This window comes from Micromonospora echinaurantiaca, assembly GCF_900090235.1.
In the GTDB taxonomy this organism is placed as follows: domain Bacteria; phylum Actinomycetota; class Actinomycetes; order Mycobacteriales; family Micromonosporaceae; genus Micromonospora; species Micromonospora echinaurantiaca.
This window is the reverse complement of the sequence record NZ_LT607750.1, coordinates 2,473,852-2,488,947: the sequence shown is the minus strand read 5'-3', so window position 1 is coordinate 2,488,947 and position 15,096 is coordinate 2,473,852. Positions and strand designations below refer to the sequence as shown.

At 73.8% G+C, this 15,096-nt stretch carries 14 protein-coding genes; 3 read left to right on the top strand and 11 right to left on the bottom strand.

What is annotated here, in order from left to right:
- Positions 1-79 precede the first annotated feature (79 nt).
- Genes GA0070609_RS11405 through kdd form a run of 6 tightly spaced genes read right to left on the bottom strand, consistent with a single transcriptional unit; the run spans position 80 to position 6,855 of the window.
- Positions 80-1,417, bottom strand: coding sequence for a glutamate mutase L (locus GA0070609_RS11405; protein WP_088993789.1), 1,338 nt, complete (start codon positions 1,415-1,417; stop codon positions 80-82).
- Complete coding sequence (gene kal / locus GA0070609_RS11400) at positions 1,414-1,806, bottom strand: 3-aminobutyryl-CoA ammonia lyase (RefSeq protein ID WP_088993788.1); 393 nt, start codon at positions 1,804-1,806, stop codon at positions 1,414-1,416. The genes GA0070609_RS11405 and kal overlap by 4 nt, the downstream gene beginning before the upstream one ends.
- Positions 1,803-2,600, bottom strand: a complete 798-nt coding sequence (gene kamE, locus GA0070609_RS11395) for a lysine 5,6-aminomutase subunit beta (protein ID WP_088993787.1) — start codon at positions 2,598-2,600, stop codon at positions 1,803-1,805. Before kamE ends, kal begins: the two co-directional genes overlap by 4 nt.
- Positions 2,597-4,159, bottom strand: a complete 1,563-nt coding sequence (kamD, locus tag GA0070609_RS11390; RefSeq protein WP_088993786.1) for a lysine 5,6-aminomutase subunit alpha — start codon at positions 4,157-4,159, stop codon at positions 2,597-2,599. The genes kamE and kamD overlap by 4 nt, the downstream gene beginning before the upstream one ends.
- A gap of 60 nt (positions 4,160-4,219) precedes the next feature.
- Entirely contained in the window at positions 4,220-5,788 is a 1,569-nt protein-coding gene (locus GA0070609_RS11385) for an amidohydrolase (protein WP_088993785.1), read from the bottom strand.
- Positions 5,789-5,793: 5 nt separating this feature from the next.
- The gene (gene kdd / locus GA0070609_RS11380) at positions 5,794-6,855 is read right to left on the bottom strand and encodes an L-erythro-3,5-diaminohexanoate dehydrogenase (RefSeq protein ID WP_088993784.1); all 1,062 of its coding nucleotides are present in this window, start codon (positions 6,853-6,855) and stop codon (positions 5,794-5,796) included.
- Positions 6,856-6,994: 139 nt separating this feature from the next.
- Between kdd and GA0070609_RS11375 the strand changes: the two genes are divergently transcribed.
- A complete protein-coding gene (locus GA0070609_RS11375) occupies positions 6,995-8,401 on the top strand; it encodes a KamA family radical SAM protein (RefSeq protein ID WP_088993783.1) in 1,407 nt (468 codons plus the stop codon).
- Between the two features lie 286 nt (positions 8,402-8,687).
- Here the strand turns inward: GA0070609_RS11375 and GA0070609_RS11370 are convergent, their stop codons facing one another.
- Positions 8,688-8,882 (bottom strand): CsbD family protein, encoded by a 195-nt coding sequence (locus tag GA0070609_RS11370; protein WP_088993782.1) that lies wholly within the window; start codon positions 8,880-8,882, stop codon positions 8,688-8,690.
- A 162-nt stretch (positions 8,883-9,044) separates the two neighbouring features.
- On the opposite strand from GA0070609_RS11370, the gene GA0070609_RS11365 reads away from it, so the two are divergent.
- A complete protein-coding gene (locus tag GA0070609_RS11365) occupies positions 9,045-9,656 on the top strand; it encodes a histidine phosphatase family protein (RefSeq protein ID WP_088993781.1) in 612 nt (203 codons plus the stop codon).
- Here the strand turns inward: GA0070609_RS11365 and GA0070609_RS11360 are convergent.
- From GA0070609_RS11360 to GA0070609_RS11350, 3 genes are all read right to left on the bottom strand, one after another.
- Positions 9,586-10,092 carry an Lrp/AsnC family transcriptional regulator gene (locus GA0070609_RS11360; protein ID WP_088993780.1) on the bottom strand — a complete coding sequence of 169 codons (507 nt, stop codon included), beginning with the start codon at positions 10,090-10,092 and terminating at the stop codon, positions 9,586-9,588. The genes GA0070609_RS11365 and GA0070609_RS11360 overlap by 71 nt on opposite strands.
- A 116-nt stretch (positions 10,093-10,208) precedes the next feature.
- Positions 10,209-11,351, bottom strand: coding sequence for an acyl-CoA dehydrogenase family protein (locus tag GA0070609_RS11355; protein ID WP_088993779.1), 1,143 nt, complete (start codon positions 11,349-11,351; stop codon positions 10,209-10,211).
- Positions 11,348-12,463, bottom strand: a complete 1,116-nt coding sequence (locus GA0070609_RS11350) for a M24 family metallopeptidase (protein ID WP_088993778.1) — start codon at positions 12,461-12,463, stop codon at positions 11,348-11,350. The genes GA0070609_RS11355 and GA0070609_RS11350 overlap by 4 nt, the downstream gene beginning before the upstream one ends.
- Positions 12,464-12,689: 226 nt before the next feature.
- Between GA0070609_RS11350 and GA0070609_RS11345 the strand changes: the two genes are divergently transcribed.
- Positions 12,690-14,069 (top strand): glycosyl hydrolase family 18 protein, encoded by a 1,380-nt coding sequence (locus tag GA0070609_RS11345; protein WP_088993777.1) that lies wholly within the window; start codon positions 12,690-12,692, stop codon positions 14,067-14,069.
- Between the two features lie 85 nt (positions 14,070-14,154).
- Here GA0070609_RS11345 and GA0070609_RS11340 read toward each other — a convergent pair whose 3' ends face one another.
- Positions 14,155-15,072, bottom strand: coding sequence for a winged helix-turn-helix transcriptional regulator (locus GA0070609_RS11340; protein ID WP_088993776.1), 918 nt, complete (start codon positions 15,070-15,072; stop codon positions 14,155-14,157).
- Between the last annotated feature and the right edge of the window lie 24 nt (positions 15,073-15,096).

The window sequence follows — 15,096 nt, the reverse complement described above, 5'->3', positions numbered from 1 at the left end:
CGCGACCCGCGACCGGTCCGGCGGGAGGAGCTGCCCGCCGGACCGGCGGCGCCGGCCCGGGCCACCGGCAGCGCCGTCCTCAGTCGACGGCCAGGTGCCGGCGCAGCAACGCCGCCGCCACCTGCGGATGGTCGCCGGCGAGCAGCCCACCGGCGGCCAGCACGTAGTCCACGTCCACCACCGGCCGCGCCGCCCGCGGCAGCGGCCACCCGCCGGCGTGGTCGGTCAACGCCGCCGCGAGCACCCGCTCCGCGTCGTCGGCCGGGGCGTGCCGCAGCACCCCGCCCGAGCCCACCAGCAGCCGCACGTCCCGCAGATCCCGCCCACCGCGTTCCCCGGTGGCGCCGCCACGGGCGTGCCGGCGCAACGCCACCGTCGCGGCCAGCGCGGCGATCCGCCGGTCGGCGGCCCGCTCCGCGTCGGTCGCGGCCAGCAGGCCCGGCTCGGCGGCCCGCGCCGCCGCGGCCGCCGCCAACGTCTCCTGCTCACCGGGGTCGAGCAGCCGCTCCTCCGCGGCGGCCCGCACCACCCCCGGCGCGGACCACCGCATGCCCAGGTCCCCCTCCACGGTGCGGGCCCGCCACAGCGTGCCGGCGACCTCCCGGCCCGGCCCGCTGTCCCGCTCGTCCGGGGTGAGCACCGAGTACACGTCGGTGGTCGCCCCACCCACGTCCACCACCGCCAGGTCCCCACCGGTCGCGTCGGCGAGGACCTCCACCCCGGTCAGCACCGCGTCCGGGGTGGCCGCGCGCACCAGCCGCGCGAACCGCGACCCCCGCGACAGCCGCTTGCCGCCGATGACGTGCCGCAGGAACACCTCCCGGATCGCCGCCCGGGCACCCGCCGGCGCCAACACCCCGATCCGCGGCAGCACGTTCTCCGCCACGGTGACCGGCACCCCCGCCCCGGCGAGCAGGGCGTGCAACTCGTCGCGCACGTCGACGTTGCCGGCCAGCACCACCGGCCGCCGCCAGCGGGCCCGGGCCAGCCGGGTCGCGTTGTGGGTCAGCGTGTCGGCGTCCCCGCCGTCGGTGCCGCCGACCAGCAGCACCACGTCCGGGCGGGCCGCCCGCAACCCGGTCAGCTCCGCCGCCCCCAGCCGCCCGGCGGCCACGTGCACCACGTTCGCGCCCGCCGACAGGCCGACCCGCCGGCCGGCCTGCGCGGTCACCAACTGCTCGTAGCCGACCACCGCCAGCCGCAGCCCACCCCCGGCCGACGAGCACACGTACCACGGCGCGTCCCGCGCCCGGCGCCCGGCGGTGGCCGCGGCGACCGCCGCGTCCAGGCCGTGCAGCACGTCCGTGCCCACCGTGGTCGGCGCCGACGCCGCCGCGACCAGCGCCGCCGCGTCCAGGTCCACCACCGCCACCTTCGTGTACGTGGACCCGACGTCGGCGCAGACCGCCAGGGTCACGACGCGGCGGGCACGACCACCGTGCCGGTCGCGGTGACCGCCACGATCGGCTCGGCGAGCACCTCCGCCGCCGACTCGCCCCGGTCCGGGCGGCCCCGGCACACCACCCGGGCGACGAAGTCGATGGTGCGGCTGCGGGTACCCACCCGGGTCACCGTCGCGGTCACCTCCAACACGTCCCCGGCCTTCATCGGCGCCGTGAACTGCACGTCCGAGTAGGACGCGAACAACCCCTCGTCGCCGTCGGTGCGGATGCACACCTCCGTGGCCACGTCCCCGAACAGCCCCAGCGCGTACGCCCCGTCGACCAGGTTCCCGGCGTAGTGGGCGTGCGAGTACGGCACGTACCGCCGGTGCGTCACGGTCAACCCGACCCGGGAATCAGTCATGCCCTCGCCGCCTTCCTGTTCGTGATCAGCGCGTGTACCAGGTAGCTGGCCACCTCGCCCGGGGTGGTGCCCCGGCCGAAGATCCGGTCCACCCCCAGCTCCTCGGTCATCGTCTCGTCGAACCGCGGCCCGCCGACGATCAGCAGCGGCCGCTTCCCGGCCGGCATCGCCTCCCGGAACGCCGCGGACATCTCCCGGGTGTTGTGCAGGTGCGCGTCGCGCTGGGTGACCACCTGCGACACCAGCACCGCGTCGGCCTTCTCCACCCGCGCCGCCTCCACCAACTCCGGCACGCTGACCTGCGCGCCCAGATTGGCGACCTTCAACTCCCGGTAGTACTCCAGGCCCTTCTCCCCGGCGATGCCCTTGACGTTGAGGATCGCGTCGATGCCGACCGTGTGCGCGTCCGTGCCGATGCACGCCCCCACCACCGACAGCTTGCGCCGCAACCGCTGCTTCACCACCGCGTTGACCTCCTTGGCGCTCAGCAGCGGAAAGTCCCGCTCCACCACCTGCACCGCGGCCAGATCCACCAGGTGGTTCACCCGCCCGTACACCACGAAGAAGGTGAACCCGTCACCCATCTGCTTGGCGTGCACCAGCATCGCCGGGTCGATGCCCATCTTGTTCGCCAACTGCACCGCCGCGCCCTCGGCCCGCTTGTCGTGCGGCACCGGCAACGTGAACGACACCTGCACCATGCCGTCACCGGTGGTGTCCCCGTACGGCCGGACGATCTTCTTCTCGGCGGCCCCGCCGCCGGGCGCCGCCGCGCCGACCTCGACGCCGCTCACGCCGCGTCCCCTTCCAGGATCTCGGTGGCCGGGTTGTAGTAGTCCGCCTCGTGCCGGGCCACCCCGTCCAGACCCTTGCCCCGGTCCGCCGGCCGCTTCATGATCCCGAACGTGCCCTCGGCGATCGCGGTCAACAGCGACTGCTCACCGATGCGCTCCAACAGCTCCACCGCCTCGCCCAGCACCCGGTTCGCCCGCTGCTGGATGAACCCGCCCGGCGCCGGCACGAAGTCCTCGTGCAACCCGCCAGCCGCGCCCAGCACGTAGCGCACGTTCTGCAACGCGATGTCCCGGTCGGACAACCACGGCGTCACCACCGCCTCGGTCATCATCCCGACCAGCAGGATGCCCTGCCCGGTCATCGTGCCCACCAGGTTGAAGAACCCGTCCAGCAGGTTGCCGCGGAACACGTCCCCGGTCATGTGCTTCGTCGGCGGCATCCACTTCAACGGCGCGTCCGGGAACAACTCCCGGGCCAGCAGCGCGTGCGCCAACTCCAACCGGAACGACTCCGGCAGATCCGGGTTGATCTCGAACGCGTGCCCCAGCCCCAACTGCCAGTCCGCCAGCCCCGCCTCGTGCGCGAAGTACTCGTTGAGCAGCTGCGACACCGTCACCGTGTGCGCCTCCTCCACCGCGTCGGCGGTGGTGAGGTAGTTGTCCTCCCCGGTGTTGATGATGATCCCCGCCCGGGCGTGCACCTGCCGGGAGAACCGCTGGTCCACGAAGGTGCGCACCGGGTTGATGTCACGGAACAGGATCCCGTACATCGAGTCGTTCAACATCATGTCCAGGCGTTCCAGGCCCGCCAGGGTCGCCATCTCCGGCATGCACAGCCCCGACGCGTAGTTCGTCAGCCGCACGTACCGGCCCAGCTCCTTCGACGACACGTCCAACGCCGCCCGCATCAACCGGAAGTTCTCCTGCGTGGCGTACGTGCCGGCGAACCCCTCCCGGGTCGCCCCCTCCGGCACGTAGTCCAACAGGGACTGACCCGTCGACCGGATCACCGCGATCACGTCCGCGCCCGCCCGCGCCGCCGCCTGCGCCTGCGGAATGTCCTCGTAGATGTCACCGGTCGCCACGATCAGGTAGATCCACGGCCGCCGCCGCGGATCCCCGTACCGCTTCACCAGCCGCTCCCGCTCGGCCCGCCGCCGGTCGATCCGCCGGATGCCCGCGGCGACCGCCTTCCGCGCCGCCCGCCGCGCCGCGGTGGCCGCCTTCCCGGTCGGCTGCTGGAACCGCACCGACCCGGCCGCGGCCTTCTGCGCCAGCAACGTGACGTCGCTGATCTGCTCCCGCGCGAGGGCGTCGAACACCGGCCCCGCCACCCCGTGCCCCAACCCCACGTCGGCGACCACCGCGTCGACGAGCCGGTTCACCCACGGAATGCCGTCCGGGTCCGCGCCGGTCACCCCGGCCAGCCGCAACACCGCCCGCTCCACCGACACCGTGGTGTGGCTGCGCGCCAGCTCCACCACCGGCTGCCCGGCGCGACGCGCCAACTCCCGCGCCCGCGCCACCAGCGCCGGATCCAGGTCAAGCTTGCCCGTCACGCCGTCACCCCGCCACGCCCGGCGCCGGCGCCACCCGCGCCGTACCGATGGTTCGCTCGCTCACGCAGACCCTTCCTCATAGATCACCTCACCGCGCAGCACCGTGCGCCGGCACACCGGCAACGGCGTCGGATCCTGCGGACCCCGCGTCTCCGGGTCGTCGGCCTGCAACACCGGCAACCCCCGGTCCACCCCCGCCGGCGTCGACCACACCGCGAACGTCGCCGGCGCGCCCAGCGCCAGCACCCCCTCGTTGTCCAGGTGCACCGCCCGCCAACCACCCCGGGTGTGCGCCGCGAACGCCGCCCGCTCACTCATCCGCTGCGCCGGGTTGTGATGCGCCGCCGCCGCCCGCACCGAACCCCACGGGTCCAGCGGCGTCACCGGCGAATCCGACCCGAACGCCAACGCCACCCCGACCGCGTGCATCGACCCCATCGGGTTCGACGCCAACGACCGGTCCAGGCCCAACCGCGACTCGTACATCCGGCCCGCGCCGCCCCACAACCGGTCGAACGCCGGCTGCATGCTCGCCACGATCCCGAACTCCACAAACCCGGCGATCAACCGCTTGTTCATGATCTCCGCGTGCTCCACCCGGTGCCGGGCCGCCCGCAACCGATCCGTGCCCACCCGCTCGGCCGCCGCCGCGAACCCCGCCAGCACCGTGCCGATCGCCGCGTCCCCGATCGCGTGGAACCCGCCCTGCAACCCGTGCGCCGCGCAGTCCACCAGATGGTCACGCACCTGCTCCACGCTCAGGTAGCCGTGCCCGCAGCCGCCGTCGCCGTCCAGGTACTCCCCCGACACGTGCGCCGTCCGCGACCCCAACGCCCCGTCGGCGAACAGGTCACCACCGGCGCCCACCGCGCCCAACTCCCGCGCCCGCGCCGCGCCACCCAGCTCACCCCAGTAGCCGTACACCTCCGGCAACCCCGCACCGGAGATCCCCAGCAGCCCGGTGAAGTCCTCCTCGTCGGAGATCTCCGGCCCACCGCACTCGTGCACCGCCGCGATACCCAACGACGCCGCGTGCGCCAACGCCCGCCGCTGCGCGGCCACCCGCTGCGCCCGGGTCACCGACGCGAACGCCGCCGCCCGCACCACATGGTGCGCGTCCCGGCGCAGCCACCCCGACCCGTCGTACCCGGCCGCGGCCGCCGCCTCCGGACACGCCGCCAGCAGCGCCCGCGACACCAACGCCGAATGGATCGACGCCTGCGACAGGTACACCCGCCGGCCACCGGCCGCCCGGTCCAACTCCCCCGCGTCCGGCAACCCCGACACCGGCCACGCCGACTCGTCCCAGCCGTGCCCCAGCACCACCGCGTCCGCCGGCAGACCCGCCGCGAACCCGGCCACCGCGTCCAGCAGCTCCCCCGCCGACCGCACCCCCGACAGGTCCAACCCCGACAGCGCCAGACCCGTGTCCGTGGCGTGCACGTGCGCGTCCACGAACGCCGGGGTCACCAACGCCCCGTCCAGGTCCACCACCCGGTCCGCGCCGGGCGCGTCCGCGTCCGTCCCCAGCCAGGTGATCTTGCCGTCCGCGACCAGCAGGGCCGTCGCGCTCGGATCGGCCGGGCAGTGCAGCAGCCCACCGCGGTACAGGGTCGAGGGGTTCGTCATGGCACTCAGTCTGCCGCCAGCCGCGACTCGAACAGCGCCCGGACCCCCGGCTCGCCCCGCAGCAGACCCAACGCCAACTCCGCGTGCCCCGGCACGTAGCCGTTGCCCACCAGCATCGTCACGTCCGCCGCCAGACCCTCCGCGCCCAACGCCGCCGCCGAGAAACTCGTCGCCATCGAAAAGAAGATCACCGTGCCGCCGTCAGCGGTCGCCAGCACCGCCCCATGCTCACAACCCGGCACGTCCACGCAGACCACCGTCACGTCCGCCGGCACCCCCAGCGCCGTCGTGACCGCCTGCGACAACGCCACCGGATCCCGGGCGTCGGCCAGCGCCACCGCGTCGGCCAGGCCGGCCGCCGTCAGCGTGTCCCGCTCCGCCGCCACCGGCACCACCCCGACCGTACGGGCGGCGCCCGCCCGCCGCGCCGCCGCCAACGACAGCGACCCGCTCTTGCCCGCCCCACCGATCACCGCCACGCTGACCGGCCGGGCGTCCCCCTCGCGCGCCCGGTCGGTCACGTACCGCGCCACCACCCGCGCGGTCAGCGCCGGCGCCCCGCACACGTCCAGCACGGCGAGGGACAGCTGCGGGTCCAGGTCATCGGGCAGCACCGCGGCGATCGACCGGGCGAACAGCACCGCGTACCCGTCACAGGGCACCTGCTCGCTGCGCCCGTCCCACCGGGCCAACCCGTCGGTGATCACCAGCGGGGTCAGCGTCAGCGACACCAGGGTCGCCACCCGCTCCCCCGGCTTCAGCCCCAGCGGCGAGCGCCGCCCGGCCTCCTCCACCGTGCCGATCAGCATCCCGCCCGACCCGGTCACCGGGTTCTGCATCTTCCCCCGGGTGGAGACGATCTCCAGCACCTCGGCGCGTACCGCGTCGCCGTCGCCGCCGTGCTTCTCCCACAGCTGCCGGAAGCTCGCCGCGTCCAGGTTCAGCCGCTCCACCCGGATCCGCACCTCGTTCGGCGCGATCTCCGGGGACGCGTCCAGCCGCCACGCCGCCTGCGGCAGCACCCCCGCCGGTTCCACAACGCGGTGCAGACCCACCGGTGACGTCACGCCGACCTCCCCTGTCCAACCGCCCGAACCCCCGGTCAGGGCTCGCGTAGCGGGAAAACTTCCGGCAGACTAATTTCTTCACCGGATATTTTCCAGTAGCCTTCGAGGCCGCCGATCATCGCACGTACGAGGAGGGGCCGTGACCCAGACCCAACCGGTGCAGACCATCCCAGCGCCCCGCCCCGCGCCGGCCACCGTCCCCACCGCCGGACAGCCCTACGAATACCGCCGCGCACCCCTGGTCGAACCCGACTGGACCCGCTTCCCCGGCTGGCGCCACGTCACCCGCGAGCAGTGGGAATCCGCCCAGTGGCAGCGCGTCAACTGCGTCAAGAACATCAAGCAACTGCGCGCCGTCCTCGGTGACCTCGTCGACGAGACCTTCTACGACGACCTCGCCGCCGACCAGGCAGCCCTGGCCACCATGTCGATGCTGGTGCCGCCGCAGATGCTCAACACCATGGTCCCGTTCGCGCCGATGAGCACCGAGGCGTTCCTCGCCGACCCCGTGCGGCGCTACATGATCCCGGTCGCCTCCGACCGGCGCACCGACTGGCCCTCACACCCCTACGCCAGCCGCGACTCGCTGCACGAACACGACATGTGGGTCGCCGAGGGCCTCACCCACCGCTACCCCACCAAGGTCCTCGCCGAACTGCTCTCCACCTGCCCGCAGTACTGCGGCCACTGCACCCGGATGGACCTGGTCGGCAACTCGACCCCCGCCGTCGACAAGCTCAAGCTCACCCTCAAGCCCGTCGACCGCTACGACGCCCACATCACCTACCTCAAGGCCCACCCCGGCGTCCGCGACGTCGTCGTCTCCGGCGGCGACGTGGCCAACGTGCCCTGGCGCAACCTCGAGTCCTACCTGATGCGGCTGCTCGAGATCGAGACCATCCGCGACATCCGGCTCGCCACCAAGGCCCTCATGGGCCTGCCGCAGCACTGGCTCCAGGCCGACGTCGTCGAGGGCCTCGAACGCGTCGCCCGCACCGCCGCCCGCCGCGGCGTCAACCTCGCCATCCACACCCACGTCAACCACGCCCAGTCGCTCACCCCGCTGGTCGCCAAGGCCGCCCAGACCGCCCTCGACGTCGGCGTCCGCGACGTACGCAACCAGGGCGTGCTCATGCGCGGCGTCAACGCCACCAGCAAGGAGCTGCTCGACCTCTGCTTCGCCCTGCAGGGCGAGGCGGGCATCCTGCCGTACTACTTCTACATGTGCGACATGATCCCCAACGCCGAGCACTGGCGGGTCCCGGTCTGGCACGCCCAGCAGCTCCAGCACGACATCATGGGCTACCTGCCCGGCTACGCCACCCCGCGGATCGTCTGCGACGTCCCCTTCGTCGGCAAGCGCTGGGTGCACATGCTCACCGAGTACGACCGCGAACGCGGCATCTCGTACTGGACCAAGAACTACCGCACCAGCATCGAGTCGGCCGACCTGGAGGCGTTGAACAAGCGCTACGCCTACTACGACCCGATCGACACCCTGCCGGAGTCCGGCCAGCAGTGGTGGGCCGACCACCGCAACGACTGACCGCCGCGCGTCCCGTCACCCCCGCCGTCACCACCCGACGGCGGGGGTGACCCGTCTCTGCCGTCCCGCGAACGCCGGCCTGGCGGGTTGATCCACTCCCCTGCCCGCACATCGCGGTATCGGAGCCCCGTCGACACCGCGACATCCCGGAACCGGAGTGGATCAACCCCGGACCGGGCGGCCCCGCCCGTGCCGCTGGCCGCGGCCGGGCGCTCGGTGCCGGCTTCCACCCCTGAACGCGTGGCGGCCCCCGGCATGACGCCGGGGGCCGCCACGCCGGGCGGGGTCACCTGGTGAAGGCGTCCCGCAGCTTCTTACCGGCCTCCTTGGCCTGCTCACCGGCCTGCCGGGTCTGGGCGTCGCGCTGCTGCGAGCCGCCCTCCCCGCGCATCCGCTGGTTTTCGGTCACGTCGCCGATCCGCTCCTTGGCGGCGCCGGTCAGCTGCTCGACCTTGCTCTTCGCCTTGTCGGTGAAGCCCATGTCGCCTCCTCTGCTCCGGCCGATCAGGGGCCGGACGGGCCCCTCGATCCGGAGCATGCCCGGGCCCGGTGAGCGGAAACGTGGGTCGCCCACCGCACACCCACTAGGCCGTCCTAGGACACTAGGTGAACGAGGGAGACCGGTGACTGGTTAACTGGACGAATGGGCGAGATCCTGCTGATCCGGCACGGCGAGACCACCTGGAGCGCGAGTCACCGGCACACCTCGTACACCGACCTGGCGCTCACCCCGGACGGCGAGCGACAGGCCCGGATGGTCGGCGCGTTCCTGGCCGACCGGCGGTTCGTCGCGGTGCTGAGCAGCCCCCGGCAGCGCGCGGTACGCACCGCCCAACTGGCCGGCCTCACCGTCACCGCGACCGACGACGACCTCGCCGAGTGGAACTACGGCGAGTACGAGGGCCGCACCAGCGCCGACATCCGCGGCGACCACCCGCACTGGTACCTGTGGACCGACGGCTGCCCCGGCGGCGAGTCACCCGAGCAGGTGGGCGCCCGGCTCGACCGGGTACTCGCCCGGGTCACTCCGCTGCTCGACAAGGGTCACGTGGCGCTGGTCGCGCACGGGCACAGCCTCCGGGTGGCCGGCGCCCGCTGGATCGGCCTGCCCCCCGCCGCCGGCGGTCGGCTGCGCCTGGACACCGCCACGGTCAGCACCCTCGGCCACGAGCACGGCCGGCAGGTCATCCGGCGTTGGAACCAGCCACCTCTCCCGGCACCCGGGACCGTGCCCGCGTCGGGAGTTCGGCACTGACCTTCGGCGGCCGCCCCTCGTACGGGGTGGAGAGCACCACAGTGGTCCGGGTGGTGACGTTCGCCGCGGTGCGGATCTCCTGGAGCACCCGCTCCAGGTCCGCCGGGCTGGCGACCCGCACCAGCAGCAGGTAGAAGTCCTCCCCCGCCACGGAGTAGCAGGAGTCGATCTCCGGCAGGTGGGCCAGCCGCTCCGGCGCGTCGTCCGGCTGCGACGGGTCGAACGGCCGGATCGCCACGAACGCGGTCAGCGGCAGGTCCAGCGCCTCGAAGGAGACCCGCGCGGCGTACCCCTTGATCACCCCGCGCTGCTCCAGCCGGCGCACCCGCTGGTGCACGGCGGAGACCGACAGGCCCACCTTCTCCGCCAGATCCGTGTACGACAGCCGGCCGTCAGCGGTCAGTGCTGCGACGATGGCGCGGTCGATCTCCTCCACGGCGTGCAACCTACCGGGAAAACCGCCGGACGGCGACGACGCGGCCGCCGGACGGCCGCGCCGGTGCCGGTACGGTCGACCCACCGCACCGGCGCCGCCACCCACGGTCGACCGGGTCAGCCCTTGGCCAGGGCGCGGGAGATCACCAGCCGCTGGATCTGGTTGGTGCCCTCGACGATCTGCAGCACCTTCGCCTCCCGCATGTACCGCTCCACCGGGTGGTCGGCCACGTAGCCCGCGCCACCGAGCACCTGCACCGCGTCGGTGGTCACCCGCATCGCCACGTCGGTGGCGAAGAGCTTCGCCTTGGCCGCCTCGATCGAGTACGGCCGGCCGGCGTCGCGCAGCCGGGCCGCGGCCAGCGTCAGCGCCCGGGCCGCGGAGATCTGGGTGGCCAGGTCGGCGAGGTTGAACCCGAGCCCCTGGAAGTCGATGATGGCCTGGCCGAACTGCCGCCGCTCCTTGGCGTAGCCGACCGCGTAGTCCAGCGCCGCCTGGGCCAGCCCCACGGCGCACGCGGCGATGCCCAGCCGGCCGGAGTCCAGGGCGGACATCGCGATGGTGAAGCCCATCCCCTCACCGCCGATCAGCCGGTCGGCCGGGACCCGGGCGTCGTCGAAGGCGATCTGCGCCACCGGGGAGGCGTGCAGCCCCATCGTCCGCTCGGCCGCCTGCGGGTGGATGCCGGGCGTGCCGCGGTCGGCGAGCAGGCAGGAGATGCCCTTCGGGCCGGGCCCGCCGGTGCGGCAGAAGATGTTGTAGAAGTCGGCCACCCGGGCGTGGGTGATCCACGCCTTGGTGCCGGAGACCACGTACGCGTCGCCGTCGCGGACCGCCCGGGTGCTCAGCGCGGCGGCGTCCGAGCCACCCTGGGGCTCGGAGAGGCAGTACGCCCCGAGCAGCTCGCCGCCGATCATGTCGGGCAGCAGCTTGCGCTGTTCGTCGCTGCCGAAGGCGGCCACCGGGTAGCAGGACAGGGTGTGCACGCTGACCGCCTCGGCGACCGCGAGCCAGCGGCTGGCCAGGATCTCCAGCACCTGGAGGTAGACCTCGTACGGCTGCGCGGCGCCGCCGTGCTCCTCCGGGTAGGGCAGGCCGAGCAGGCCGGCCCGGCCGAGGGTGCGCAGCACCTCGCGGGGGAACTCGGCGCGCTCCTCGAACCCGGCGGCCCGCGGCGCGAGCTCCCGGTCGGCGAGTTCGGTGGCGAGGTCCAGCAGGTCGTGGGCCTCGTCGGTGGGGAGGATCCGGTCGACTGTCATAGCGCGATGAGCTCCGTGGGGGTGGTGTTGAGCCGGTGGACGCCGTCCGTCGTGCAGACGACGATGTCCTCGATCCGGGCGCCGTGTCGGCCCGCGAGGTAGATGCCGGGTTCGATGGAGAACGCCATGCCGGGCTCCAGCGGCCGGGGGTTGCCGGCCACCACGTACGGCTCCTCGTGCCCGTCCAGGCCGATGCCGTGCCCGGTCCGGTGCAGGAACGCGGGGCCGAAGCCGGCGGCGGCGATCGGCTCGCGGGCGGCGGCGTCGACCGCCTCGGCGGTGATCCCGGGGCGCACCGCGGCTACCGCCGCGCGCTGGGCAGCGTGCAGCACCGCGTAGTACTCGGTGAACTCGGCCGGGGCCGGGCCGCCGGCGACGTAGGTGCGGGTGCAGTCGGAGCGGTAGCCCGACGGCATGGTGCCGCCGATGTCCACCACCACCGGCTCACCGGCCCCGATCGGGCGGTCGGAGGTGCCGTGGTGCGGGCTGGCGCCGTTCGGCCCGGCGGCGACGATGACGAAGTCCACGGTGACGTGCCCGGCGGCGCGGATCGCCGCGGCGATGTCGATGGCCACCTCGGACTCGGTGCGCCCCGGGCGCAGCCAGTCCCCCATCCGCTGGTGCACCGCGTCGATCGCGGCGCCGGCCTCGGCGAGCGCGGCGACCTCCGCCGGAGACTTGCGGATCCGCAGCTCGCGCAGCACCTCGCCGGCGAGCCGCTGGGTGGCGCCGGGCAGCGCGGCGCGCAGCGCGAGCACCTGCTCGGCCCACATCCGGTCGGCCAGCCCGACCGCCGCCACCGGCCCGTCGAGGGCGGCGGTCACCAGCGGGTACGGGTCGGTGCCGTCGGCGTGGTCGACGATCCGCACCCCGGTGGCCGGGGCCGGCGACGCCTCGGCGGCGGGACGCTCCAGGGTGGGCACGATCAGCGTCGGCTCGCCCTCGGCGGGCAGCACCAGGCAGGTCAGCCGCTCCCCCGCGTGCGCGTCGTAGCCGGTGAGGTAACGCAGGTCGGAGCCGGGGGTCAGCAGCAGCGCGTCCAGGCCGGCGGCGGCGGTGGCGCGCTGCGCGGCGGCCAGCCGGTCCGGCGGGTACAGCTCGTCGGTTCCCACCCGGCCAGCTTAACGCTCGTTCGGGCGGCGCCTCAGTCGCCCCACATCCGGGAAAGCGCTCTCTCATTCATCGAGAACCATCGTTGACGCAATCCGTTAACACTCTTTAGGATTTGGGCTCCGCCGAGGATGCGCACCCTCCCTTCCGTACGCCGCGCCGGCGCCCGGCCCGCCGGGCACCGGTACGGCGTACGGTCGCCACCGCCCGCCCACGGGAAGGCCCGCGATGTCCTCACCACGTCCCCGTCCCCGGTCGGCCCTCGCCGCCGGCCTGCTCGCGCTGGTCACCGCCGGCGCCGGCCTGACCCTCGCCGCACCGTCCCCGGCCGCCGCCGCGGTGCTGCCGAACAACTTCAAGAGCGTCGGCTACCTGCCGTCGTGGAGCGGCAGCGTCACCGGCGTCCAGTACGCCAAGCTCACCCACATCAACTACGCGTTCGTGCTGCCCAACGCCGACGGCAGCCTGCGCCCGGTGGAGAACCCGGGCAAGCTGTCCCAGCTGGTCTCGCTCGGGCATGGCAACAACGTCAAGGTGTCGATCGCCATCGGCGGCTGGAACGACGGCGACGACTCCGCGTTCGAGGCGCTCGCCGCCAACGCCGGCACCCGCACCGCGTTCGTCAACAACGTGGTCACCTTCGTCAACCAGTACAACCTGGACGGCGTCGACATGGACTGGGAGTACCCCGACCCGGGCGCGTCGGCGAACAACTACAGCCTGCTGATGCAGCAGCTCAGCGGCGCCCTGCGCCCCCGCGGCAAGCTGCTCACCGCGGCCGTGGTGTCCGAGGGCTACTACGTGCAGGGCGTGCCGACCGCCGTGTTCGGCCACGTCGACTGGCTGAACATCATGGCGTACGACGGGGGCAGCCCGCACGCCAACTACGACTGGTCGATCAACGCCGTCAACGGGTGGAAGGCGCGCGGCCTGCCGGCCGCCAAGGCGGTGCTCGGGGTGCCCTTCTACAGCCGGCCCGGCTACCACACGTACTCGGCCCTGGTGGGCATGGACCCGGCCAACGCCAACCGGGACTGCACCACGGTCGGCGGCGTGCAGCAGTGCTACAACGGCGTCCCGACGGTCAAGCGGAAGACCCAGTGGGCGCTGGCGAACGCCGGCGGGATGATGAACTGGGAGCTGTCCCAGGACCGTAACGACTCGACCTCGCTGGTCGGCGCCATCTACGACACCGTCATGGGCGGCACCCCGCCGCCGACCGGACGGACCGGCCCGATCACCGGCATCGCCGGCAAGTGCGTCGACGTGGCGGCGGCGAACACCGCCAACGGCACCGCGATCCAGCTCTGGACCTGCAACGGCACCAACGCGCAGCGCTGGACGGTGGGCGCCGACGGCACCCTGCGCGCCCTCGGCAAGTGCGCCGACGTGACCAGCGGCTCCACCGCCAACGGCGCCAAGGTGCAGCTGTGGGACTGCAACGGCACCGGGGCCCAGGTCTGGCAGGCCCAGGCCAACGGCACGCTGCGCAACCCGCAGGCCGGCAAGTGCCTCGACGCCACCGGCAACAGCTCCGCCGACGGCACCCGGCTGCAGATCTGGGACTGCTTCGGCGGCGCCAACCAGGTCTGGCGCCTGCCCGCCTGACCGACGCCCGGGGCCCCGCGCACCGGCGGGGCCCCGGTACCCCGCCAAACCGGCCTGGGAACGGGCGGACGCCGGCGGGCGGCGGTCAGCCCGCCCCGACCGCCCGCTCGTCGGCCGGCCCGGCCGCGGCGGACCGGCCGCGGAGCAGGTCGAGCATCTCGTCCACCGAGCCGGCCGGGTCGGTCACCGGGAACTGCACCGCGCGCACCACCGCCCGCGGGTCGACCAGCAGGGTCAGCCGCTTGAACCGCTCGACCCCGCCGGCCCGGAAGGTGGGCAGCAGCAGCCCGGCCGCGAGCCGGCCGTCCTGGTCGGACAGGAGCGGGAAGGGCAGCTGGGCGTACGCCACGAAGTCGGCCAGCTGGTCGGGGCGCTGCGTACTCACCCCGACGATCCGGGCTCCCTCGGCGTGGAAGTCGGCGGCCCGGGCGGCGTACGTGGTCGACTCCAGCGTGCAGCCCGGCGCGCCCGGGATCTCGCCCCAGCCCGGCGGCAGCGCCGGCACCCCGGGTGGGAACGCGCCGGGGAAGAAGTAGAGGACGGTCCACCGGTCGTCCCCGGCCGGAGCCACCGGCCGGCCGTCCGGCCCGGGCAGCAGCACCTCGGGCAACCGCCGGCCGACCAACTCGTGCACCCGCCGCGCCTCGGCCGAGTCCGCGGCCGCGGTGGCGGTGATGTCGCCATCGCCCATCACGTGGTGGGTCCCCCAGTTCTGCAACGCGATCAGCACCGGCAGCAGCGCCTCGCCCTTGGCGGTGAGCAGGTAGTCGAAGCGCGGCGGGTGCTGCGAGTACGCCCGCCGCTGGAGCACCCCGTGCTCGACCAGCCCGGCCAGCCGCTCCGCCAGGGCCCGCCGGCTCACCCCGAGCGCCCGCTGGAGCGGGTCGAAGCGGGTGGTCCCGCCGGCGACGTCGCGCACGATCAGGAAGGTCCACCAGTCGCCGAGCACGCCGAGCGCCTGCGCGATGCCGCAGTCCGCGTCCGCCAGGTCGGCCCGCCGCACACCCCACCCCTTCACCGGTATCCG